Below are 21,598 nucleotides of genomic sequence, written 5' to 3'. Positions count from 1 at the left end.
CATGGCCAGTGTCGGAAAGATCGCGCGGCGCAGCTTTCTCATCGGCGCGGCCGCCATCGCCGGAGGTGTCGCCGTCGGCTATTACTACTACCGCAAGCCCTATCCGAACCCGCTGCAGGGCGATCTCGCCGCTGGCGAGGCGACTTTCAATCCCTATGTGAAAATCGGCGCCGACAACACGATCACCATCGTCGCGCCGCGCGCCGAGATGGGACAAGGCATCTCGACGACGCTTGCCGTCATGGTCGCCGAAGAGCTCGATGTCGGTCTCGACCAGGTCAAGGTCGAACACGGCCCGGCCTCCTACGCCTATTACAATGCGGCGATCCTGGAAGAGGGCGGCCCGTTCGCTTTCTTCGACGAGAGCATGACCGCGGAGGCGGTGCGTTCTGGTCTCGGCGTGGTCGGCAAATTCCTCGCTTTGCAAGGCACCGGCGGCTCGGCCTCGACGCGCGATGGTTTCAACAAGATGCGGCAGGCGGGCGCTGCCGCGCGGCAGATGCTGATCGCGGCGGCGGCGCAGAAGCTTGGCGTCGCTGCTGCCGATCTGGAAACGGCCAACCGTTCAATCCTGCACAATGCCTCAGGCAAGTCGTTGACCTATGGCGAAGTGGCCGTCAGTGCTGCCGCGATGGCGCCACCGGCCGAAGTCCGGCTCAAGGACAAAGCCGATTGGAAACTGCTGGGCAAGCCGCAAAAGCGGATCGACATGCTTGCCAAGGTCACCGGCGCGCCGATCTTCGGCATCGACGTCAGCCTGCCGGACATGGTCTACGGCACGGTGAAGATGAGCCCGCGCTTTTGGTCGAAGCCGGTCAGCGCTGACCTCGCCAAGGCCGAAAAGATGCCCGGCGTGATCAAGATCGTGCCGCTCGAAACCAACTATGGCCATGGCTTCGGCATCATCGCTGAAAATACCTGGGCAGCGTTCAAGGCGGCCGACGCAATCGACGTCAAATGGGCCGATGCCGAATATCCGCCGGACAGCGCAGCGATTGCCGGGGTGCTGAAGCAGGCGCTTGGCGCCGAGGGCTCGGCGATGCGCGACAATGGTGATGTCGCCAAGGCCTTTGCCGGCGCACCGCCCGAAAAAATCATCGAGGCCGACTATGCCGTGCCCTATCTGGCGCATGCAACGATGGAGCCGATGAATGCGACGGCGCGGCTGAAAGACGGCGTGCTCGACATCTGGTGCGGCAACCAGGCGCCAACCTTGGTGCGCCAGCTCTGCGCCAATATCCTCGGCATCGAGCAGGACAAGGTGACGGTTCACACCACCTTCATGGGCGGCGGCTTCGGCCGCCGAGTCGAGATGGACTATGCATTGTGCGCGGCGCTGATGGCGAAAGCGGCCGAGGGACGGCCGGTCAAGGTGACGTGGACGCGCGAAGAGGACATGCGCCACGACGCCTATCGGCCGGCGACTGTCGGCAAGTTCCGGGCGCGGCTCGGCGATGACGGCCTGCCGGTCGCCGTCGACATGACGATCGCCTCGCCATCGGTGATCGCTGGCACCTTGCGCCGGCTGTTCCCTTCGATATCGCCGATCGGGCCAGACAAGACCATCGTCGATGGCGCCTACGACCAGCCCTACACCATCCCGAATTACCGGGTGAGCGCCATTGCCGCCCCGGTCACCATCCCTGTCGGCTCGTGGCGCTCGGTCGGCAGTTCGATCAACTGCTTCTTCCACGAAGGATTTCTGGACGAAATCGCGGTGGCCGGAAAGACCGATCCGGTCGCGTTGCGCAAAACACTGATGGCCGCCTATCCGGCGGCGGTGGCGGTGGTCGAGAAAGTCGCCGCGATGGCGAAGTGGGATGAGGCGCTGCCGCCCGGCAAGGCCAAAGGCATGGCGTTCTCGCTGTCCTTCGGCAGTTGGGTCGGCGAGATCGTCCAGGTCGCCGACACGCCCGCCGGCATCCGCATCGAGAAGATGTGGATCGCCGCCGATGTCGGTACCGCGCTCGACCCAGGCATCATCGAGGCGCAGCTTATCTCGGCCGCCATTTACGGGCTGTCGGCGGCCATGGGTCAGGAAATCACCTTCGCCGACGGCATGGTCGAACAGTCGAATTTTCACGACTTCGATGCCATGCGCATTTTTCAGTGCCCGGCCTTCGAAGTCGCGATATTGGAGAATTTCCACAAGATGGGCGGCGTCGGCGAGATCGGCACACCGCCGGCGGCGCCTGCACTGGCCAACGCCATTTTCGCGCTTACCGGCAAACGCATCCGGACGCTGCCGCTGTCGAAGGCGGTGGCCTTCGCATGAAAAAGCTCCTCATCATCCTGACGTCTGTTGCCACCCTGTTGTCAGCGGCGCTCGTTGCAACCGCACAAGAAAGCCAGACACCGGCGCCGATGGCGGTCGACACCGCCAAAGGCTTGCCCGAATGGGACAAGATCTACGCCGTGTTCTCGCATCCGCGCTGCGCCGACTGTCATGTCGCCGACGACCGGCCGCGCTGGTCCGGCGCTCATTATGGCGGCACGCGCGTTCATGCCTTCAACGTCCAGCGTGGCGCCGACGGCTCCGGCTTCGGCAATCCGGGCCTGCGCTGCACCACATGTCATTTCGCCAGCAATTCCAGTGCATTGCACGGACCGCCCGGTGCCGAGAACTGGCATCTGGCGCCTGCCGAGATGGTCTGGTTTGGCAAATCCTCGGCGGAAATCTGCGCCCAGATCAAGGATCGCAATCGCAATGGCGACCGCAGCCTGGAGGATGTTGCGCTGCATGTGCGCGACGACAAACTGGTCGCCTGGGGCTGGGCGCCAGGTGCCGATCGTGAGCCGGCGCCCGGCTCGGCCGAAGCGACCTATCAAGCAATCGAGAACTGGATGGCGGCAGGCGCGCCGTGTCCCTGACGCAATGATCGCGCAACTTTTGTGACTATATTGCGCTGCAACTTTGATGTAGAAGCGCGGGTCGCCGTTCACGGCAAATTGAACACGGCCCAGCGCGCACCCATATCGGCGACGCGCCCGAGTTGAAAGACGCGGAAGCTCCTACAAGACGGCCCTCTGTTAGAAAACGATTTGGCCGAACCCCGCAGTGGAAAAACAATGATGCCGAAAATCAGGTTTCACAAGCTTGCCGCTATTGTTGTGCTGATCGGTTTCGCCGCCTGGATGGGCACAGGCGCGTTCTCGTCCGTCGGCAGCGCCGCCGTCGAAGGCGCGGCCAAGAGAGGCGATCAGGCGAAGCCAGGCAAGCAGGCCAAGGCGCCGGATGCAGCCAAGGCCAAGGCCGCAGAGGCCGAGCCCAAGGCACCGCTGCGCACCGTCGCGGTGGTGACGCCGCCGCGCAAGACCTATTCCCGCGCCATCCGCATTTCCGGACTGACCGAGGCTGACAAGCGGGCGGTGCTGGGGACGCGCGTTGCCGGTGTCATCGACAAGTTGCCAGTCAAGCAGGGCCAGCACGTCAAGACCGGCGATCTGGTGCTGATGCTTGCCGCCGAGGAAAAGATCTCGATGGTCGACAACGCCAAGCAATTGGTCGTGCAGCGCCAGGCCGAGTTGGACGCAGCTCTGCGACTGATGAAGTCAGGCAATTTGCCGAAGCTGCAGCTTGACACCGCGCGCTCGAACCTGACCTCCGCGCAGTCGCTGCTGGAAACGGCACAGGCCCTACTCGAGCGCAATGAGGTGAGGGCGCCTTTCGACGGCGTCATCGACCGGGTGCCGGTGGAACTTGGCAGCTCCATCATGGAGGGCGGCGAGGTGGCGACCATCCTCAAGCTCGATCCGGTGATTGCGCGCGGCGAAATCAGCGAACGCGACCTTGGCTACCTCAAGCTCGGCGACAAGGCCACTGTCCGGCTGGTCCGTGGCCAGACCGTTGAAGGCACCGTGCGCTACATCAGCCGCGACGCTTCGTCGGCAACCCGCACCTTCCGCATCGAGATTGCCGTTCCCAATGCCGACGGCGCGGTGCCGGCCGGCATGACGGCCGAGATTTCACTCCGCGCGCAGCCGACCGACGCCGTCATGCTGCCGCGCTCGGTGGTGACGCTCGGCGACAAGGGCGACCTCGGCATCCGCGCCGTCGACAAGGATAACAAGGTGGTGTTCTTCCCGATCGACCTGGTCGACGATTCACCTGGAGGCCTCGTGCTTGGCGGCATTCCCGCCGATGCCCGCGTCATCGTCGCCGGCCAGGAGCTGGTCAAGGAAGGCGACGTCGTCAAGCCGGTCGAGGCCGACCAGGCGACCATCCAGAAACTGTTGGGCGAAGCGACAACGCAGTAGCGCCGGGATTTGCCCCGGGAGGGGACAACCGGCTGCAAACGCGGCTCCTGAAATCTTGAGAACAGGCGTTAGCCATGGATATCGTCAAACTCGCGATCAACAATGCCCGGCTGACCATTTCGGTCCTGGTGTTCCTGCTGCTGGCGGGCTGGGTCGCCTATGAGTCGACGCCGAAGGAAGCGGAACCCGACGTTCCGATTCCGATGATGTATGTCAGCCTGATCTATCAGGGCATTTCGCCGGAGGATTCCGAGCGCCTTCTGCTGCGGCCGATGGAAAGCAAGCTGAAGAGCCTGAAGGGCCTCAAGGAAATGCGTTCGGCCGCCTTCCAGGGCGGCGGCTATGTGCTGGTCGAGTTCCAGCCGCAGACCAATCTGGCAACCGCGCTGCAGGACACGCGCTCCAAGGTGCAAGACGGCAAGGCCGACCTGCCGCAGGCCGCCGAAGAGCCTGTCGTCACCGAGGTCAACATTTCCGAATTCCCGGTGCTGGTGGTGACGTTGTCGGGCGAATTGCCCGAGCGCGTGCTGACGGCCGCCGCGCGCGAATTGCGCGACCGCATCGAGGAAGTGCCGGGCGTTCTCGAAGGCTCTCTGCAAGGTTCGCGCGACGACCTCGTCGAAGTCGTCATCGATCCGATGAAGCTGTCGTCCTATGGCCTGCAACTCGACCAGCTGATCGGCGCGGTCGGCGCCTCCAACAGCCTGGTCGCGGCCGGCAACATCGAGGGCTCGGAAGGCAAATACGCGGTCAAGGTGCCGTCGCTGATCGAGACGCCCGAGGATGTCGCGTCGCTGCCGGTGGTCGCCGGACCCAATGCCGTTGTCCAGGCCAAGGACATCGCCACGGTGCGTTCGACCTTCGCCGATGCCGAGACGATCACCCGCCTCAACGGCAAGCCGGCCATCGCCATCGAAGTCAAGAAGCGCATCGGCGCCAATCTGATCGACACGCTGGCCAGGGTGCGGGAAGTGTCCGACGCCTACGTCAAGACCATGCCGGAAGGCATGAATATCACTTACACGCAGGACAAGTCGGTCTTCGTCAACCAGTTGCTGGGCGACCTGCAGAACCATGTGATGATCGCCGTCATCCTGGTGTTCATCGTCATCCTCTATGCGTTGTCGGGCCGCGCCTCGTTGCTGATCGGCCTTGCCATTCCGTCATCCTTCCTGATCGGCATCCTGCTGCTTGCGATGATGGGCTACACGATCAACATGATCGTGCTGTTCAGCCTCATCCTGGCGGTCGGCATGCTGGTCGACGACGCCATCATCGTCACCGAATTCGCCGAACGGCGCATGGGCGAAGGCATGCCGAAGGCCGAAGCCTTCGCGCTCGCCGCCAAGCGCATGGCCGGTCCGGTCATCGCCGCGACGATGACGCGCATCGCGGCGTTTTCGCCGCTGCTGTTCTGGCCCGGCATCATCGGCGACTTCATGAAATACATGCCGATCACGCTGATCGTGACGCTGTCGGCCTCGATGCTCTACGCGCTGGTGTTCGCGCCGACGCTTGGCGCGATCTTCGCCAAGGCGCCCGAACATCACGAGGGCGACAATCGCGACGGCTGGTACATGGCGCTGGTCAAGCAGGCGGTGCGCTTCCCCATCACCGTGCTGGTGCTCACCGCCGTGCTTTTGACCGGCGTCGGCTTCGCCTATTCGAAATATGGCGCCGGCGTCGAGTTCTTCCCCAGCGTCGAGCCTGATTACGGCCTGCTCTATGTGCATGCCCGCGGCAATCTTTCGTTGACCGAAATGGATACGGCAACCAAGATCGCCGAAAACCGGCTGCTCGGCTGGCCCGGCGTGAAATCGGTCTACACCCGCGTCGGCAAGACGCAAGGCGGCGGCCAGGATGTTCCGGAAGATGTCGTCGGCGTCATCCAGTATGAGTTCATCGACTGGCGCGAGCGCAAATCGGCGAACCAGATCCTGGACGAGTTGCGCGCCGTCATGGCCGGCATTCCCGGCGTTGATGTCGAGGTGCGGGTTCCGGAAGCCGGTCCGCCCACCGGCAAGGCGATCCAGCTCCGGCTTTCGGCCATCGATCCCAAGGGGCTCGACGACCAGGCCCGCGCCGTTGCGGCGCGCATCGCCAAGGTGCCCGGCGTCATCGACATTTCCGACGGTCTGCCGCCGCCCGGCGTCGACTGGGCGCTCGAGGTCGACCGCGCCAAGGCGGCGCAGTATGGCATCAGCCCGACCTCGGTCGGCACCGTGGTGCAGTTGGTGACCAACGGCTTGAAGCTGTCGGAATACCGGCCGGCCGGCGCCGACGACGCCGTCGACATCAGGCTGCGCCTGCCCGAAGATCGGCGCACGCTGTCGACGCTCGACGAGCTCAGGGTGCAGACCTCGCAAGGCTCGGTGCCGATCTCGAACTTCGTCGTTCGCAAGCCGGAGCCGACGGTCGGCATCCTCAACCGCATCGACGGCGCCCGCACCGTGGTGGTGCAGGCCAACGTCGCCGCCGGCACGCAGGTTGCGGCGGTGCAGGCAGAGGTGGCCAAGGCGGTCACCGACATGAAGCTCGACAGCGGCATACGCTGGAAGCTCGCCGGCTCGAACGAGGACAGCGCCGAAGCCAGCGCCTTCCTCGGCAAGGCCTTTGGCGCGGCGATCTTCCTGATCTTCCTGGTGCTCTTGATGCAGTTCAACAAGTTCACCAGCGTGCTTCTGGTGCTCTCCTGCGTGGTCATGGCGACGATCGGCGTGTTCCTGGGGCTGCTCCTGACCGGCGAGGCATTCGGCATCGTCATGTCAGGCATCGGCGTCATCGCGCTGGCCGGTGTGGTGGTGAACAACAACATCGTCTTGATCGACACCTATGACCGGCTGCGTGAGGAAGGCTGGGACAAGATGGAGGCGGTGCTGCAGACCTGCCGCGAGCGCGCCCGCCCGGTCGTGCTGACGGCGGTGTCGGCCATTCTCGGCGTGCTGCCGATCGCCTTCGGCCTTGGGCTCGAAATCTTCCACCACGAGACGACGATCAACGCGCCGTCGACGCAATGGTGGATATCGCTGTCCTCGGCGATCGTCTTCGGCCTGTCCTTCGCTACTTTGCTGACGCTGGTGGTGACGCCATCCATGCTGATGATCTTCACTCGCAGCAAGAACAGCCGCTTCCATGCGTTCTTCCGCAGGATATCCGGCCGCAACAAGAAACCCGATGCCCCCTCGAGTCCGAAACCGGGCCCGCTCGACGAGCCGGCAATCGCCTTCCCGAAAGCCGCCGAATAGGCCGGCTTCGGTCAGTCAGACAAAAGGCCGTCCGGAACAACCGGGCGGTCTTTTGCATTGTCCCATCATATCCGCATTTCGCGGCGAGGGATTCTTAATGACCGTCAGCACCATCCTCATCATTGTTTTGATCCTGATCCTGATCGGCGCCGTGCCGGCCTGGCCGCACTCGCGCTCCTGGGGTTATGGCCCCTCGGGCGTCGCCGGCATCGTCCTAGTGGTGCTGCTGATCCTGGTGCTGATGGGCAGGATTTGATTGGAGGCAATCGCGGTAGCGGGTCTCTATGAGCTAAGCTGGAGGCAGCATGGTTCGCTGCAGACGACAAGCACGCGCTACGCCCCCTTGGCTGGGTTGCTGCCTTGTGTATACGCTGTCCGCAGGACAATCATCGAGGGAGCCATCGAGGTGAACGCAGACGCCGCCAGCCCGCCAAGGCCTCTCGCCGAGATCGCCAGCTATCACGCCCATATCTACTATGACGGGCCGGCCGAGCGGCAGCATGCCGAATGGCTGCGCCTGCGCATCGGCGAACGTTTCCGCGTGCGGCTGGGAAATTGGCGCGACGAGCCGGTCGGCCCGCACGAGCAGGCCATGTACCAGGTCTCCTTCGCCACCGAGATTTTCGCTACGCTGGTTCCATGGCTGATGCTGAACCACGGTGGTCTCAGCATCCTCATCCATCCAAACACGACAAACCCCAAGCGCGACCACCTGGTCGACCCCATCTGGATCGGCCGCCCGCTGGGGGTCCATGGCGAGGTGCTGGGCGAGGAGGATGAGGCCGAAGAGGCGCTGGAGGTGAATACCGAGCCGACGCTGGGGGCTTAGGGGGTGGATGCTGACTGTCATTCACGCCGTGCCCATATTGGCGGCGCTCGCTCCGGGACTGCAGTACGGTCAAGCCGTCGGTGCCACGCCGCGCCGCTCGACCGCGGTCTTGCGGATGATTTCTGCGATCTCCGGGCTGCTGCTGCACAGCATCTGGAAATCCACCGCGTGCAGCGACAGGAGGGAGACTGCGGTTGCGGCGCTGACGGTCGCCATACGCGGTTCGCCGCTGATCAGCGCCATCTCGCCGAAGAAGGCGCCAGGGCCAAGCTCCACCGGCTTCGGCGTCGCGACGGTGACGCGACCCTCCACGACGAAGAACATTCGATCACCGGGCTCGCCAACGCGGCAGATCACGGCGCCCGCCGGCACCGTGCGAGGTCTTAACGCGGCCACGATCTCGACCAGCACGGCCGGGCCGAGCTTCTGAAACAACGGCACGCCGGCGACCAATTGCCAATTGCGGACGAATTCCCCGCGACGAACTTCCTGATAGAAGCCCGTGGCAAGAATGCCGGCCCAGAGCGCGAAGATGCCGATGCCGCTCATCATGACCGCGCCGGCTAGGACGCGGCCGGCGAAGCTTTGCGGAATTTCGTCGCCATAGCCGGTGGTGGACAGCGTGACCACCGCCCACCACATTGACTGGGGGATGCTGCCGAACTTTTCCGGTTGGATGCCGCGCTCGATGACATAGCCCGCGAGCGCGACACCGAACAGAACGACGCCGAACAGCGTGGTGACACCGATCAGGTTGCGCGCTTCGTTGGCCAGCACCCTGCCCAGCACCGGGAAGAAGGTCGAGTCGCGCAGCGGTTTCAGCAGCCAGACAGCACAGTAGAGGCTCCAGTCGGGCGCGCCGACGAGCACAAATGCCGCGAGTGGAACCAGGACCGCGAGCACATCGATGGCGATTTCGGCCGTGCTGTCCTGAAGGTCTCCCGCCCGGCGCTTGAGCAGCGTCGCGGCCATCTGCACGAGATAGGCGCCCCAAATGACAGCGAGCAGGGCAACCAGAGCCAGCCTGGTTCGTCCCGAAATGTTCGGTAACGTGAGCGCAGCCACCGCCAGCAGCCCGGGCGCAGCCAGCGCCGCGTTCAGCGGCGCGTAAATTCTCAGGAAAGGCAGTACCGACATTTTATGCCCACAAGCGGCGACTACCCTGCAGAATAGGATGGCTTCAAGGCAAGCGCAAAGGTGCCTGCTTCGACTGCGATGCGCATCACCAACGCTGTGATAAAATCCACGCCGGAACCGTGCTAGGATGCCTGCCGCACGCGACTTGGCGTGCTTCACATTGGCCAGGAACGATTGTCATGCTCAATCCGATTTCCATCATGGCCGACCGGCTCGGCGACCATCTGTCGGAACTCTATCTGCAGTATTTCTCGCATCGCAATTCGGAGTATGCGGCCTACATAGGCGGCGCGGCCCGCCTTGTCCTGGAGCGCATCGGCAATTCGAACGCCCTCTATCACAACATCGAGCACACGCTGATGGTGACGCTCGCCGGCCAGCAGATCATCCGCGGCCGGCTGCTTTCGGAATCCCTGACCCCCGATGACTGGCTGCATTACACCTGCGCGCTGCTGGTCCACGACATCGGCATGGTGCACGGCATATGCCCGGGCGACAGCGACGACAGCTTCGTCATCAACGAGGCCGGCGAGCGCCATACGCCACCGCGCGGCGCTTCCGACGCGGTGCTCGCGCCCTATCATATCGAGCGCGCCAAGATCTATGCGCGCCAACGCTTTGGCTCCTCGAAGTTCATCGACGAGGAGCGCATTGTCGCGGCGATCGAGATGACGCGCTTTCCGGTACCAAGCGATCCGGCCTACCAGGCCACCAACACCGAGCCGGCGCTGGTCAGAGCCGCGGATCTGATCGGCCAACTCGCTGATCCCTTCTACCACCGCAAGCTGCCGGCCCTGTTTGCCGAGTTCTCCGAGACCGGGATGGTGGAAAAGCTCGGCTGCAAGACCGCCGCCGATCTCAGCGCCATCTTCAGCGATTTCTTCACGCTGAAGGTCGAGCCCTATATTGGCGACGCGATCCGCTATCTGGAGCTGACGACCGAAGGCAAGCAGTGGGTCGCCAACCTCCACAGCAACCTCTTCCAATCCGGGCATCGTCCGGCCAGGATCGGGCCGTTCCCCGGCGTGTTGCAGCCGGCGAGCCTTTCAGTGGTGACTTAAGCGCCGGGGTTGTTTCCTTTCCGCCGGTTCCGGCTGGCAGAACGCCGGCGCCGAGGTGCCTTACTGCCGATTCCCGGCGCCCAACTGGCACGACAAACAGGTCGGCCCCGCATGAGCAGGCCATGGGCCAGGTCTCCTTCGCGACCATTGCGGATTGTTATACTGGTTCCCAGAAGCAGACGTCATAATTCCTTCGAATTGTCCGAGAGCCTCGGGCAGAGGCGCTTGATAAACGTCAGACTCGTTTCTCCCACGTGATGATCTATGTTGGTGCCGGGGTGTGGGCCGATGCAACGCCGGAAAGCGGTGCTTCCACGCGGTTCAATTCAGAACTGTCACCGGCTTTATCTGTATCTGATCTGCTGATACATAACCCGTGTGACGAGTGCGGGCCATATGTCGAATGAAATCATGGTTGTCGATCCGCTTGAGCGGCTCGACTTGTTGAAGAGCCTTGCGAGCGAGGTCCGGGTCCGGATTCTCGATCTGCTGCACCGCAAGGGGCCGAAAAACGTCAATCAGGTGGCCGAAGAACTGGGTCTTCCGCAATCGACAATTTCCGCAAACATCCAGGTTCTTGTCGATGTCGGTTTGATCGAGACGAAATCACAGAAGGCGCGCAAGGGAAGCCAGAAGGTCTGCTATTCGACCTTCTCCGAGTTGGTTGTCGTCTTTAAGGACCGCACCCCGGCGCAGGATCTCGGCGTCATAGAAGTGGCGATGCCGCTTGGACTCTACACAAGATGCGAAGTTTCCGCCCCCTGCGGCCTGTGTTCAAAGGACGGCGTCATCGGACTTCTCGATGTGCCCGACACCTTCCTCGATCCTGACCGTATGCGGGCTGGGCTGCTGTGGTTCACGCGCGGCTTCGTCGAATACCAGTTTCCCAACAATGCGACGCTTGCCAATGCCAAAGTCGGCGGGTTGGAGCTGGCGATGGAGCTTTCGTCCGAGGTGCCAGGCACCTCGAAGGATTGGCCATCGGACATCACGGTGGCGATTAACGGACACGAGATAGATACCTGGACGGCGCCGGCCGACTATGGCGACAAGCGCGGCAAGCATACGCCCGGCTGGTGGAAGCTAGCCGGATCGCAGTATGGCGACCTCGTACACTGGCGCGTCGCGAATAACGGCACCTATCGCGGCGATGCCAAGGTTTCCAAATGCTCGCTGGCTGATCTGGAACTCGAGCGGCACCGCTCGATCCGGATACGAATCGGCGTGAAGGAAGATGCGCGTCACCCAGGCGGCATAAACATCTTCGGCAGCGGCTTCGGCAATTACAGCAACGACATCGTTCTGCGCCTGCTCAAGGCTTGAGAGCATACTGGACTCTTGACGGGCGGATGAACTCCGCCCTTAACTGACCCACGACCCGGATACAAACCGGAAAGTCGGATTGATAGTCCGCAGTGGGAGGGATCATGAAAGCCAGAGTCACGGCGAACGCGGCCTACGCCGTCGCGGATATCGACAAACGTCTTTACGGTTCGTTTCTCGAGCATCTTGGCCGGGCGGTCTATACGGGCATCTATGAGCCCGGACATCCGCAAGCCGACGCAGAGGGGATGCGCAAGGACGTGATCGAGTTGGTGCGTGCGCTCGACACTCCGATCTGCCGTTACCCGGGTGGCAACTTCGTGTCCGCCTACAATTGGGAAGACGGCATAGGACCAAAGGAGAACCGCCCGCGGCGCCTCGATCTTGCGTGGCGCACCACGGAGCCGAACCTGGTTGGAATCCACGAATTCGCCGACTGGGCCGAAAAAGCCGGCACCGAGATGATGCTTGCGGTCAATCTCGGTTCCCGCGGCCTCGACGAGGCGCGGGCCTTCGTTGAATATGTCAACCACCCGCGCGGCAGCTACTGGTCCGACCTGAGGGCCAAGAATGGACGCACGCAGCCCTGGAACTGCCGCCTCTGGTGTCTCGGCAATGAAATGGATGGTCCCTGGCAGGTCGGCCACAAGTCGGCGAGCGAATACGGCCATCTCGCCAACGAGACCGCCAAGGCGCTGCGCGGCCTCGACCCGACAGTGGAACTGGTCGTCTGCGGCTCGTCGCATTCCAATATGCCGACCTATCCGCAGTGGGAAGCAACAGTGTTGGAGGCGACCTACGAGCAGGTCGATTACATCTCTCTCCACATGTATTTCGAGAATTACGAGAAGAATACCGCCGAATATTTGGCTCTTCCAGCCAAGCTCGACCGCTACATTGGCACGGTCGCGGGCATCATCGACTACGTGAAGGCCAAGACCCGCTCGAAGCGGGACGTGAAAATCTCCTTCGACGAGTGGAACGTCTGGTACCATCAGCGCAAGCTGGACGCCGAGCGTATGCGCGCCTGGGACTGGCCGGAAGCGCCCAGGCTTTTGGAAGACATCTACAATTTCGAGGACGTGCTGCAGGTCGGCTGCATCATCAACACCTTCATCCGACGGTCGGATATTGTTCGCATCGCCTGCATTGCGCAGCTGGTGAACGTTATCGCGCCGATCATGACCGATCCCGGCGGCGGCGCCTGGCGGCAGACGATCTACTGGCCTTTCATGCTGGCCTCCAAGCATGGCCGCGGCACCGCGCTGCAGCTCGCGGTCGAGGTGCCTACCTATGACGCGGCCGCGGCCGACAAGGTGCCATGGCTCGACATTGCAGGCGTGCATGATTCGAACGCCGGCACGCTGACCTTCTTCGCAATCAACCGGCATGGGTCCGAGACGATAGAGGCCGACGTCGCCCTCGAGCGGTTCGTCGCCAAGTCCATCGAGCATACGATCATCCGTCATGACGATCTCGAGGCCTGTAACACCAAGGACGCGCCGGACAACGTGTCACCAGTCCAAGGCAACGGGGCAGCGCTCAGCAGCAAGGGAATGACGTTGAACTTGCCGCCGCACTCTTACTCGATGGTGCGTGTGACACTTTGAGTTAATATCCGACTATCAGATATATACCGTAAAATCCGTTGCAGGGGGTTTGGTTTGGTGTAGCATTGAAACGTTCAAGGCGGATCAAACCGCCGTACTCGGGAGGAAGCTGAGATGAACTTTCGCAGGATAATGGCCATAGCGGTGGTTGTGGCCGGAGGATTTTGGGCCGTCGCGGCCCAGGCCGAAGAAACCGTCATATGGTGGGATTTCCTCGGCGGCGGTGACGGTGTGCGCATGAAGCAGATGATCACCGACTTCAACACCGCCCACGCTGGCAAGATCAAGATCGACGCCACGACGCTGGAGTGGGGCACGCCCTTCTACGCGAAGGTGCAGACCTCGGCCGCAGTCGGAGAGGCGCCAGACGTCATGACCTATCATGCCAGCCGCATCCCCTTGGCGGTGAGCCAGGATATTCTCGAAGAAATCACCGCCGACGACATGAGCAAGATGGGCCTCTCGGCCTCGGACTTTGCCCAGACGACGATGGGCGCCGTGACGGTCGACGGCAAGCAGTACGCAGTGCCGCTCGATACCCATCCAATCGTCCTGTACTACAATCGCGCCCTCCTGAAGAAGGCAGGCGTGCTCGGCGACGACGGTCGTCCCGTGGGCATGGGCAACAAGGAGGAATTCACCGCGACACTGCAGAAGTTGAAGGACGCCGGCGTCGAGTTCCCGCTGGGCAGCGTCACCGCCGACGGCAACTTCATGTACCGCACCATTTACTCGCTGGTGTGCCAGCAAGGTGGCGAGCTTCTGACGGGCAACGAGTTCCTCGCCGGCGACAACGCTGAAAAGCTGGCGAAAGCGTTAGCGGTTCTGCAAGGGTGGACGAAAGCTGGGCTGCAGTCGACCTATACGGACTATCCCGCAACCGTCGCCCTATTCACCTCGGGCAAGGCCGCAATGATGATCAACGGCGTCTGGGAAGTTCCTACGATGACCGACCTCGCCAAGCAAGGCAAGCTGTTCGACTGGGGCGCCGTCGAGATCCCGGTGATCTTCGACAAGCCATGCACCTATGCGGACAGCCACTCGTTCGCGATCCCGAAGAACAAGGGCAAGGAGATCACCCCTGAAAAGCGTGCCATCGTTCTCGAGGTGATCTCATGGATGGACAAGCACTCGCTTTTCTGGGCCACGGCAGGCCACATCCCGGCCTACAGGCCGGTCACCGAGACGGCGGAATACAAGGCAATGGAGCCCAATGCGACCTACTCGACGCTGACGGCCAACATGATCTTCGATCCGAAGTCGCCCAAGGCTGGTGTCGCCGGGCCGATCTTCGACATCATGTCCAATTATTTCGTGCCGACCCTCAATGGAGAGATGGACCCGGGCGAGGCGGTGAAATCCATCAAGGAAGAGCTGAACAGCATGTAGGGCTCAAAGGCTGGGACCGCCCCGCCCAGGACGGTCCCAGCCATATTTGAGGAAGAGCCATGCTTCGCAACTCCCGAACTGAATGTCTTGTCGCGCTGGTGCTGGTCGCTCCCTTCCTTGCGATCTACTTGCTGGCGTTCGTCTATCCGACGGTTCAGATGTTTCGCATCTCCTTCACCGATGCGCCGCTGATCGGCGAGGGTCGGTGGGTTGGTCTCGACAACTACCTGCGGCTCGACAACGACCCGATGTTTCGGCGCGCGGTCTGGAACACCGCTTACTTCGTGCTGATGACGGTCGTCCCGGGAACACTCATCGCCCTGTTGATCGCGCTTGGCGTGTCACGCCTCAAGGGCCGGTTCCAGGCGACCGTGCTGGCGCTGTTCTTCCTGCCCTACATCCTGCCGGTGTCTGTGGTCTATTTGATCTGGGACTGGACGCTGAATTTCCAGTTCGGGATTGCGATGCATGTGCTGGACTGGCTGGGAATCCCGCGCGTACCGGTGTTTAAGTCGCACGCCTGGTTCCTGCCGGCGGTGGCCGGGGTGACGATCTGGTGGACCGCAGGTTTCTCGATCCTCCTCTTCCTCGCCGGACTACGGTCCATACCAGTGGAGATCTACGAAGCCGCGGCGCTCGACAACTCGACGCGATGGACCACGTTCCGGCGTATCACCTGGCCACTGCTTTGGCCGATCACCTCGCTGGTATTGACCATCCAACTCATCCTGCAGCTCAAGATCTTCGATCAGGTCTATCTGTTCTCGATCGGCGGCCGGCCGAACGACAATATGGTGCTCGTCTACTACGTCTTCCAGAAGGCCTTCCAGCAGAACCAGGGAGGCAGGGCTGCGGCTGTCGCCGTCACCCTCTTCATGCTTGTGGTCGTCGTCTCGGTCCTGCAATTCCAACTGCTCCGGCTCGCCGAAAGGCGGCGCCGATGAACGCCATGGCTGCGCAGCGCTGGAACTTTTGGGGCGGGATAATCACGGCACTGACGCTCGTCTGGGCCATCCTATGGGCATTCCCGCTTTATTGGGGTGTGATCTCATCGCTCAAACCGGACGACGAAGTCGTCCGGCCTTACATCGAACTCTGGCCGGAGACGCCGACGCTGGAGAACTATATTTCCGCCGTGACCACCACACAGATCGGCACCTGGTACGTCAATTCGGTGGCGGTCGCGGTCGGCGTAACGGTCATCACCATCTTCATCTCGATGCTATGCGGCTACGCGATCTCCCAGTTGCGGTTCCCGGGGCGGATCGCGCTATGGTGGCTGATCCTCGCCTCCTTCATGGTGCCAATTTCGGCGCTGATCATCAATCATTTCGTGCTGGTCGCCAACCTTGGCCTGCTCAACAGCTGGGCTGGAATCATGTTGCCGCAGCTCATCCATCCCGTCATCATCATCGTGTACAAGCAATTCTTCGATCAGGTCCCGAAGGACTTCCGTGAGGCCGCGGTCATGGACAATGCGTCTGAATTCGGGATCCTCTTCAAAATCTACGTGCCGATGAACTGGGGGGTAACGACGGCGCTGTCGATCGTCTGCTTCATCTGGACGTGGAACGCGTTCTTGTGGCCGTTCCTCTCTGTGACCCGCACCGAGATGATGACGATCACCGTCGGCATCACGCAGGTCAATGACGCCTTCGGCGTCTACTACGCGCGCCAGCTGTCGGCAGCTGTACTGGCCGGCCTTCCCGTGGCACTGGCCTACCTCTTCTTCCAACGCCGAGTAACCGAAGCGATAACGCTCTCGGCAGGCATCAAAGGCTAGCCTCGGCCCGCAAGCGAAGCGCAACCCCAGGGGGCACGACCCCGGTCGGCGGATTCAGGCCCGGTCAGCGCGCGTGCCAGGTCGATCCGTCCGCGGCGAAAAGGTGGAGGGCGGCGGTGTCGAACTTCAGCCGAACAGCGTCGCCCGGTTTGACGCTCGAGAGCCCGCGATCCTGTGCTGTAACCTGCGTCCCATCAGCGAGCCGCGCATAGACGAGCGTTCGCTCGCCAAGGCGCTCGACAACCGTGGCTGTGGCGGATGCATCACTGCCCTCGGAGACGACAGTCAGCGATTCCGGCCGCACGCCGAGTTCGCGCCAATCCATGTTGACCGGCGCGCCGGGAAGGTCGACGAGCGATCCATCCGTCAAGCGCGCCTTGAGCCTGTCGCCTGAGCCTGAAACCGTAACAGGTAGAATATTCATCGCTGGAGACCCGACGAAGGTCGCGACGAATCGCGATGCCGGACGTGCATAGACCTCGTCGGGTCTTCCCATCTGCTCTATCCGGCAATCGTTGAGGATCACAATACGGTCGGCGAGGGTCATCGCTTCCACCTGGTCGTGGGTGACGTAGATCATCGTCGACTTCAAACGCTGATGCAGTTCGGCAAGCTCGACGCGTGTACGAGCTCGAAGCGCCGCGTCCAGATTGGAGAGTGGCTCGTCGAACAGGAATGCCTTGGGCTCCTTGACGATCGCACGCCCGATGGCCACGCGCTGGCGCTGCCCGCCGGAGAGTTGCGACGGCCGCCGGTGGAGCAACGCTTCGATCTCCAGGATACGCGCAGCCTCAGCGATCCGTTGGCGTATAACATCCGGCGCGACCCGAATGTTCCTCAGCCCAAAGGCCATGTTCTCTGCGACTGTCATATGTGGGTAAAGCGCATAGTTCTGGAAGACCATCGCAACGTTGCGCCTGCCCGGCGCCAGATTCTCCGAGCGCACCCCGTCGATCGTCAGCGTGCCCTCGTCAATGCTTTCGAGACCGGCGATCATCCGGAGCAGCGTCGTTTTGCCAGAACCGGACGGGCCGAGAAACACGACCAGCTCTCCTGGCTCAATGTCCAGGCTAACCTCGCGGATCACTTCGACTGCGCCAAAATGCTTTGATACGCCCGACAGCGCGATTCCCGTCATGCCTGCGATCCTTCTTTCCTCCATAATTTCGGATAAATACCCGATGTCAAGGAACGTGGGCAGCAACGGCACAAGGTTTCCAAGCTATCTTGCCAAAAGCCGACGTCTGCAGTCGGTCCCATTCACGACATTTCGAGACCTTGATGCGAGGCTATGGTGGCCCCGACATTACCCCCAGAAAGCTGATGCGTCCGAACGACAGGACGGCGGCATTCCCTGGTTCGAAATGAAGAAGTGCTCGTTCTCGGAGGAACGCCGCCGGAGGTATTGCGACGAGCACCAGGCAATCCTGGATTGTCTGGTTCGCCGCGCTCCGGAATGTGCGAAAAATGCGATGCTGGCGCAGCTGAAAACCGTTGAACGAAATCTACTGGGGCGGTAAGCCGGCGCATCGCCGCAGACCTGCAGCAAGAGGCCGCTGAGCCCGCAGCGCGGACGCCGCTCGGCTCGCGCTGGTAGTAGGGCGGCTGGACGACCGCGCCCCCGCCCCCCGGGTTCATGGCAGGCGAGTGCGGTGCCAATTGTAGGGCACCATCAGGCGACGGCGGCCAACTTCGCCTAACCCTGCGCCTAGCCCCCTACCGAAGCTGCTCCTTACCTTCCGATTTGCGACGCGACCGACATCATCGCCTCGGAGTTCGGGTGGGCGCCCAAGCCGCCATCGAAAACCTCGGAGAACGTCCAGCGAACGACGCCGTTGCGGTCGAGCAGGAACTGGCCCATGAGCTGGCCCACGCCGGTCGCCATCATTTGCTCGTCCGCTTCAGTGATATCGTAGTTGTCTTTTTTGTTCAGATATTCGAGCGTGGCAAACGGATCCATCGGCTCTGGCATTTCGCCCGGCACGTTGAGCCGCATCGCCTTCACATCGCTCATTGAGGCCTTGTGCGGCCATGCGCTCTCGCCCTCGGTGATCTGCATATTGGGGAGCCCAAAAGCGCGGTGTGAAGCCCGCTCAGGATCAGACGCCGCGAGCAGAGCCGGCATCGGATGATAACGGAGATAAAGGCGTGCCCGTTCGATGGGCGTGTTCACCACCGTCAGGGTTTCGATGCCCTTTGCTTTAAGGGCTGGTGTGAGCAGCGAAACCGTCGCGATATGACGCCTGCAAAAAGGACAATGGAGACCTCGATACAATCCGACCAGCACTGGCTTCTCGCCGCGGAAATCGTCGATAGCTATCTTGCCCTCGCGAGTAATCGCGTCGAGCACGAAATTGGGCGCCGTTTCGCCAAGTTGCAGCGGGCCTATGTCGAGACGTTCTGACATGCTGATCCCTCCTCGCGGGCCAATCGACAACAGATGTGCGGGCGGGTGGCTTGAGCCCATGTTGCGGCACATACGTCCTTGGGCATGCTGAAATGGCGGTCGGCCTAGGACGGCGTCGACAATCCATTCATAGCACGGAGGGCACCGCTTTTACACTAGATGGCGCCCCACGAACGCTGCACCTTCTCGGGCAGACGATCCCACAGCCAACTGCTGGGCCTCGTCACTCCATAACTCATTTCAAGTGCGCACCCGGCCGATATCCATTCTCACGGCCGCTCTCGCCCCAAAACCCAAATCGCTCCGAAAGGCAAAGTTCGACGACAACGATGACCTCATTGTCCGCATCGCGAATGGCAGCAAACGGTACTAGAGGGCCTGTCAGCTTTGCGCCGCATCTCGGCCGTTGAGGCGAACTTTGCCTCCGCCCCGGAAGTAGACGCTGCAATTGACCACGCTGAAGGTATCGTGGTCGCGCCAGAGCCTGCAAAGGCGCAACTCGGTACACGAGGGCGACCAAGCCCCAACGGAAACAACTTGTCGAAACGCTTCGCGACCCATAGCATACCGCGTCATGGTGAAATCTGATCAGGAGGTCAGTGGAATCGGTCGGGTTTTTGAGCCAGTGCAAGGTAGGGAGGATAATAATTATGGCTTCCGAAGTACAGGCAAACAATGGCGTTAACGTAGAGGCGCTGCTCGCCGCAAAAGAAGCGCTTACCAATGCCCCGGAGGCGGCGCAGTTCAAGTGGCGCGCGGCCTGCGAATGGAAGGACGGCACCCACAGCCACTCGACGGTCGAGAGTTTTTACGGTCTAGGCCAGGACCAGCATCGCAAGACCACCTTCGCATTCGATGCCGACCATCCGGAGGTCTTCGCTTCCCTGGATCAGGGCGCCACGCCGGTCGAATACGTGCTGGTCGGGCTGGCCAGTTGCCTGACCGCCGGCATCGCCGCGGTTGCCCAGAACCGGAACATCCAGTTGAAGTCGGTGAAGGCGACCATCGAAGGCGACATGGATCTCGCCGGCATACTCGGCATCGACAGCGACGTGCGCAACGGCTTCAGCGGCATCACGGTGAAATACAACATCGACGCCGACGCCAAGCAAGAAGACATCGAGGCTCTCGTCGCTCAGTCGCAAAAGCGATCGGCGGTCTATGACATTGTTACCAATCCGACGAACGTCACGGTCGTGGTGAACTGAAAGGCGCTTCGAGCCGTAGACTCTCCTGAGAGGGCGCGATTAGTTCCGTCACCACAGTGATCGTCGGTGCAGGGCACGCGGGGCTCGCGATGAGCCGCTGCCTCGCGGAGCGCTCTATTGACCATGTGCTGCTGGAGCGCGGCGAGATCGCCCATACCTGGCGCACCGAGCGATGGGATTCGCTGCGGCTGCTCACCCCGAACTGGCAGAGCCGGCTGCCGGGCTTCCGCTATGACGGCGACGACCCCGACGGCTACCGGACGATGCCTGAGGTGATCGACTTCCTCGGGAACTATGCCAAGGCGATCTCGGCTCCGGTCAGAACACACACGACCGTTACCTCGGTTCGCAGCGACGGGGCGGGATATCTCGTGCGCACGGACCGCGGCGAGTGGCGATGCCCGACTGTGGTGCTGGCGTCGGGCGCGTGCAACGTCGCGCGCCTGCCCGATTTCGCCGCCCGTGTGCCGCCGTCGGTCGCCATGCTGACGGCGCAGTCCTATCGCAATCCGGGTCAGGTCGCCGACGGTGGTGTGCTGGTGGCGGGCGCGTCGGCCAGCGGCACCCAGATCGCACAGGAGTTGCAGCGTTCGGGGCGTCAAGTGACCCTGTCGGTGGGCGAGCACATAAGGGCGCCGCGCGTCTATCGCGGCAAGGACCTGGAATGGTGGATGGACGCCGCCGGCGTGCTCGACGAGCGCTACGACGAGGTAGACGACATCAGGCGGGCGCGACGGGTTCCCTCGCTGCAGCTTGCCGGCACGCCCGACCGCACCACCCTCGACCTCAATGCGCTGGTCGACATCGGCGTCCGGCTCGTCGGTCGCCTCGCCGGCATCACCGAAGACGGCAAGGCCCAGTTTGCGGGGTCGTTGCGCAACATGTGCGCGCTTTCCGATCTCAAGATGGCCCGGCTGCTCGACCTCATCGACGAATGGGCGCGCGCCAACGGCCTGGACGCGACCGTCGGGCCGCCGGATCGCCTGCCGCCGACCCGTGTCGAGGACAGCCCGCCGCTCGGCCTCGATCTTGCCGGAGGCGCTATCAGGACGATTATCTGGGCCACCGGCTACCGGCCGGACTACTCCTGGCTGGAACTGCCGGTCCTCGACCGCAAGGGCCACGTCCGTCACGACGGCGGTGTAGTGGAACATCCGGGCCTGTACCTGATGGGGACGCAATTTCTGCGCCGCCGCAAGTCTGCTCTGATCGACGGCGCTGGCGACGACGCGCGTGATCTCAGCGATCATCTGGCATCGTACCTCGCGCAAAATTCAGTCTGCTAGCAGAATCAACGTCTGAGACCCCAGAGGGAACAGGTTGGTTGCCGTGACAACCCCGAATTCTGC

The 21,598-nt window shown here is 62.4% G+C and carries 17 protein-coding genes; 14 read left to right on the top strand and 3 right to left on the bottom strand.

Features of this window, described 5'->3' with window-relative positions; all coding sequences use genetic code 11:
- Position 1: 1 nt before the first annotated feature.
- The 6 genes from AC1D1L_RS10110 (at position 2) to AC1D1L_RS10085 (ending at position 8,331) form a co-directional block, all read left to right on the top strand.
- A complete protein-coding gene (locus tag AC1D1L_RS10110) occupies positions 2-2,275 on the top strand; it encodes a xanthine dehydrogenase family protein molybdopterin-binding subunit (protein WP_477340927.1) in 2,274 nt (757 codons plus the stop codon).
- Entirely contained in the window at positions 2,272-2,871 is a 600-nt protein-coding gene (locus tag AC1D1L_RS10105) for a hypothetical protein (RefSeq protein WP_477340925.1), read from the top strand. Before AC1D1L_RS10110 ends, AC1D1L_RS10105 begins: the two co-directional genes overlap by 4 nt.
- Positions 2,872-3,072: 201 nt before the next feature.
- Positions 3,073-4,257, top strand: a complete 1,185-nt coding sequence (locus AC1D1L_RS10100) for an efflux RND transporter periplasmic adaptor subunit (protein ID WP_477340923.1) — start codon at positions 3,073-3,075, stop codon at positions 4,255-4,257.
- Between the two features lie 74 nt (positions 4,258-4,331).
- Entirely contained in the window at positions 4,332-7,502 is a 3,171-nt protein-coding gene (locus tag AC1D1L_RS10095; RefSeq protein ID WP_477340922.1) for an efflux RND transporter permease subunit, read from the top strand.
- Positions 7,503-7,599: 97 nt separating this feature from the next.
- Entirely contained in the window at positions 7,600-7,758 is a 159-nt protein-coding gene (locus AC1D1L_RS10090) for a DUF3309 family protein (protein WP_477340920.1), read from the top strand.
- A gap of 150 nt (positions 7,759-7,908) precedes the next feature.
- Positions 7,909-8,331: a DOPA 4,5-dioxygenase family protein gene (locus AC1D1L_RS10085; protein WP_352589946.1), complete on the top strand. Its 423-nt coding sequence runs from the start codon at positions 7,909-7,911 to the stop codon at positions 8,329-8,331.
- 69 nt (positions 8,332-8,400) lie between these two features.
- Here AC1D1L_RS10085 and AC1D1L_RS10080 read toward each other — a convergent pair whose 3' ends face one another.
- On the bottom strand, positions 8,401-9,468 hold the full coding sequence (locus AC1D1L_RS10080) for a cyclic nucleotide-gated potassium channel (protein WP_477340918.1): 1,068 nt from the start codon (positions 9,466-9,468) through the stop codon (positions 8,401-8,403).
- A 179-nt stretch (positions 9,469-9,647) separates the two neighbouring features.
- Between AC1D1L_RS10080 and AC1D1L_RS10075 the strand changes: the two genes are divergently transcribed.
- From AC1D1L_RS10075 to AC1D1L_RS10050, 6 genes are all read left to right on the top strand, one after another.
- On the top strand, positions 9,648-10,529 hold the full coding sequence (locus AC1D1L_RS10075; protein ID WP_477340916.1) for a metal-dependent phosphohydrolase: 882 nt from the start codon (positions 9,648-9,650) through the stop codon (positions 10,527-10,529).
- A 396-nt stretch (positions 10,530-10,925) separates the two neighbouring features.
- Positions 10,926-11,852 (top strand): ArsR/SmtB family transcription factor, encoded by a 927-nt coding sequence (locus tag AC1D1L_RS10070; protein ID WP_477340914.1) that lies wholly within the window; start codon positions 10,926-10,928, stop codon positions 11,850-11,852.
- Positions 11,853-11,956: 104 nt separating this feature from the next.
- Positions 11,957-13,462 (top strand): arabinosylfuranosidase ArfA, encoded by a 1,506-nt coding sequence (gene arfA, locus AC1D1L_RS10065; protein ID WP_477340912.1) that lies wholly within the window; start codon positions 11,957-11,959, stop codon positions 13,460-13,462.
- Between the two features lie 114 nt (positions 13,463-13,576).
- Complete coding sequence (locus AC1D1L_RS10060; protein ID WP_477340910.1) at positions 13,577-14,851, top strand: extracellular solute-binding protein; 1,275 nt, start codon at positions 13,577-13,579, stop codon at positions 14,849-14,851.
- 59 nt (positions 14,852-14,910) lie between these two features.
- Positions 14,911-15,795: a carbohydrate ABC transporter permease gene (locus tag AC1D1L_RS10055; protein ID WP_477340908.1), complete on the top strand. Its 885-nt coding sequence runs from the start codon at positions 14,911-14,913 to the stop codon at positions 15,793-15,795.
- Positions 15,792-16,634 (top strand): carbohydrate ABC transporter permease, encoded by an 843-nt coding sequence (locus tag AC1D1L_RS10050; protein WP_477340906.1) that lies wholly within the window; start codon positions 15,792-15,794, stop codon positions 16,632-16,634. Before AC1D1L_RS10055 ends, AC1D1L_RS10050 begins: the two co-directional genes overlap by 4 nt.
- 64 nt (positions 16,635-16,698) lie before the next feature.
- Here AC1D1L_RS10050 and AC1D1L_RS10045 read toward each other — a convergent pair whose 3' ends face one another.
- Together AC1D1L_RS10045 and AC1D1L_RS10040 are read right to left on the bottom strand one after the other, a co-directional pair.
- The gene (locus AC1D1L_RS10045; RefSeq protein WP_477340904.1) at positions 16,699-17,772 is read right to left on the bottom strand and encodes an ABC transporter ATP-binding protein; all 1,074 of its coding nucleotides are present in this window, start codon (positions 17,770-17,772) and stop codon (positions 16,699-16,701) included.
- A gap of 594 nt (positions 17,773-18,366) precedes the next feature.
- Complete coding sequence (locus AC1D1L_RS10040) at positions 18,367-19,041, bottom strand: peroxiredoxin-like family protein (RefSeq protein ID WP_477340902.1); 675 nt, start codon at positions 19,039-19,041, stop codon at positions 18,367-18,369.
- Between the two features lie 650 nt (positions 19,042-19,691).
- Here AC1D1L_RS10040 and AC1D1L_RS10035 point away from each other — a divergent pair.
- Together AC1D1L_RS10035 and AC1D1L_RS10030 are read left to right on the top strand one after the other, a co-directional pair.
- Positions 19,692-20,249, top strand: a complete 558-nt coding sequence (locus AC1D1L_RS10035; RefSeq protein ID WP_006201396.1) for an OsmC family protein — start codon at positions 19,692-19,694, stop codon at positions 20,247-20,249.
- 56 nt (positions 20,250-20,305) lie between these two features.
- Positions 20,306-21,535, top strand: coding sequence for an NAD(P)-binding domain-containing protein (locus AC1D1L_RS10030; RefSeq protein ID WP_477340900.1), 1,230 nt, complete (start codon positions 20,306-20,308; stop codon positions 21,533-21,535).
- The last annotated feature ends 63 nt before the right edge of the window (positions 21,536-21,598 follow it).

It is taken from the genome of Mesorhizobium sp. P2_D6 (genome assembly GCF_056404315.1).
Note: the sequence above shows the minus strand (reverse complement) of the source record. Positions and strands in the feature narration are given on the sequence as shown.

Bases quoted from the DNA above. Each gene is read 5' to 3' on its own strand.
- AC1D1L_RS10110 (WP_477340927.1), top strand. From the start codon at position 2: ATGGCCAGTGTCGGAAAGATCGCGCGGCGCAGCTTTCTCATCGGCGCG.
- AC1D1L_RS10105 (WP_477340925.1), top strand. From the start codon at position 2,272: ATGAAAAAGCTCCTCATCATCCTGACGTCTGTTGCCACCCTGTTGTCA.
- AC1D1L_RS10100 (WP_477340923.1), top strand. From the start codon at position 3,073: ATGCCGAAAATCAGGTTTCACAAGCTTGCCGCTATTGTTGTGCTGATC.
- AC1D1L_RS10095 (WP_477340922.1), top strand. From the start codon at position 4,332: ATGGATATCGTCAAACTCGCGATCAACAATGCCCGGCTGACCATTTCG.
- AC1D1L_RS10090 (WP_477340920.1), top strand. From the start codon at position 7,600: ATGACCGTCAGCACCATCCTCATCATTGTTTTGATCCTGATCCTGATC.
- AC1D1L_RS10080 (WP_477340918.1), bottom strand. From the start codon at position 9,468: ATGTCGGTACTGCCTTTCCTGAGAATTTACGCGCCGCTGAACGCGGCG.
- AC1D1L_RS10075 (WP_477340916.1), top strand. From the start codon at position 9,648: ATGCTCAATCCGATTTCCATCATGGCCGACCGGCTCGGCGACCATCTG.
- AC1D1L_RS10070 (WP_477340914.1), top strand. From the start codon at position 10,926: ATGTCGAATGAAATCATGGTTGTCGATCCGCTTGAGCGGCTCGACTTG.
- arfA (WP_477340912.1), top strand. From the start codon at position 11,957: ATGAAAGCCAGAGTCACGGCGAACGCGGCCTACGCCGTCGCGGATATC.
- AC1D1L_RS10060 (WP_477340910.1), top strand. From the start codon at position 13,577: ATGAACTTTCGCAGGATAATGGCCATAGCGGTGGTTGTGGCCGGAGGA.
- AC1D1L_RS10055 (WP_477340908.1), top strand. From the start codon at position 14,911: ATGCTTCGCAACTCCCGAACTGAATGTCTTGTCGCGCTGGTGCTGGTC.
- AC1D1L_RS10050 (WP_477340906.1), top strand. From the start codon at position 15,792: ATGAACGCCATGGCTGCGCAGCGCTGGAACTTTTGGGGCGGGATAATC.
- AC1D1L_RS10045 (WP_477340904.1), bottom strand. From the start codon at position 17,772: ATGACGGGAATCGCGCTGTCGGGCGTATCAAAGCATTTTGGCGCAGTC.
- AC1D1L_RS10040 (WP_477340902.1), bottom strand. From the start codon at position 19,041: ATGTCAGAACGTCTCGACATAGGCCCGCTGCAACTTGGCGAAACGGCG.
- AC1D1L_RS10035 (WP_006201396.1), top strand. From the start codon at position 19,692: ATGGCTTCCGAAGTACAGGCAAACAATGGCGTTAACGTAGAGGCGCTG.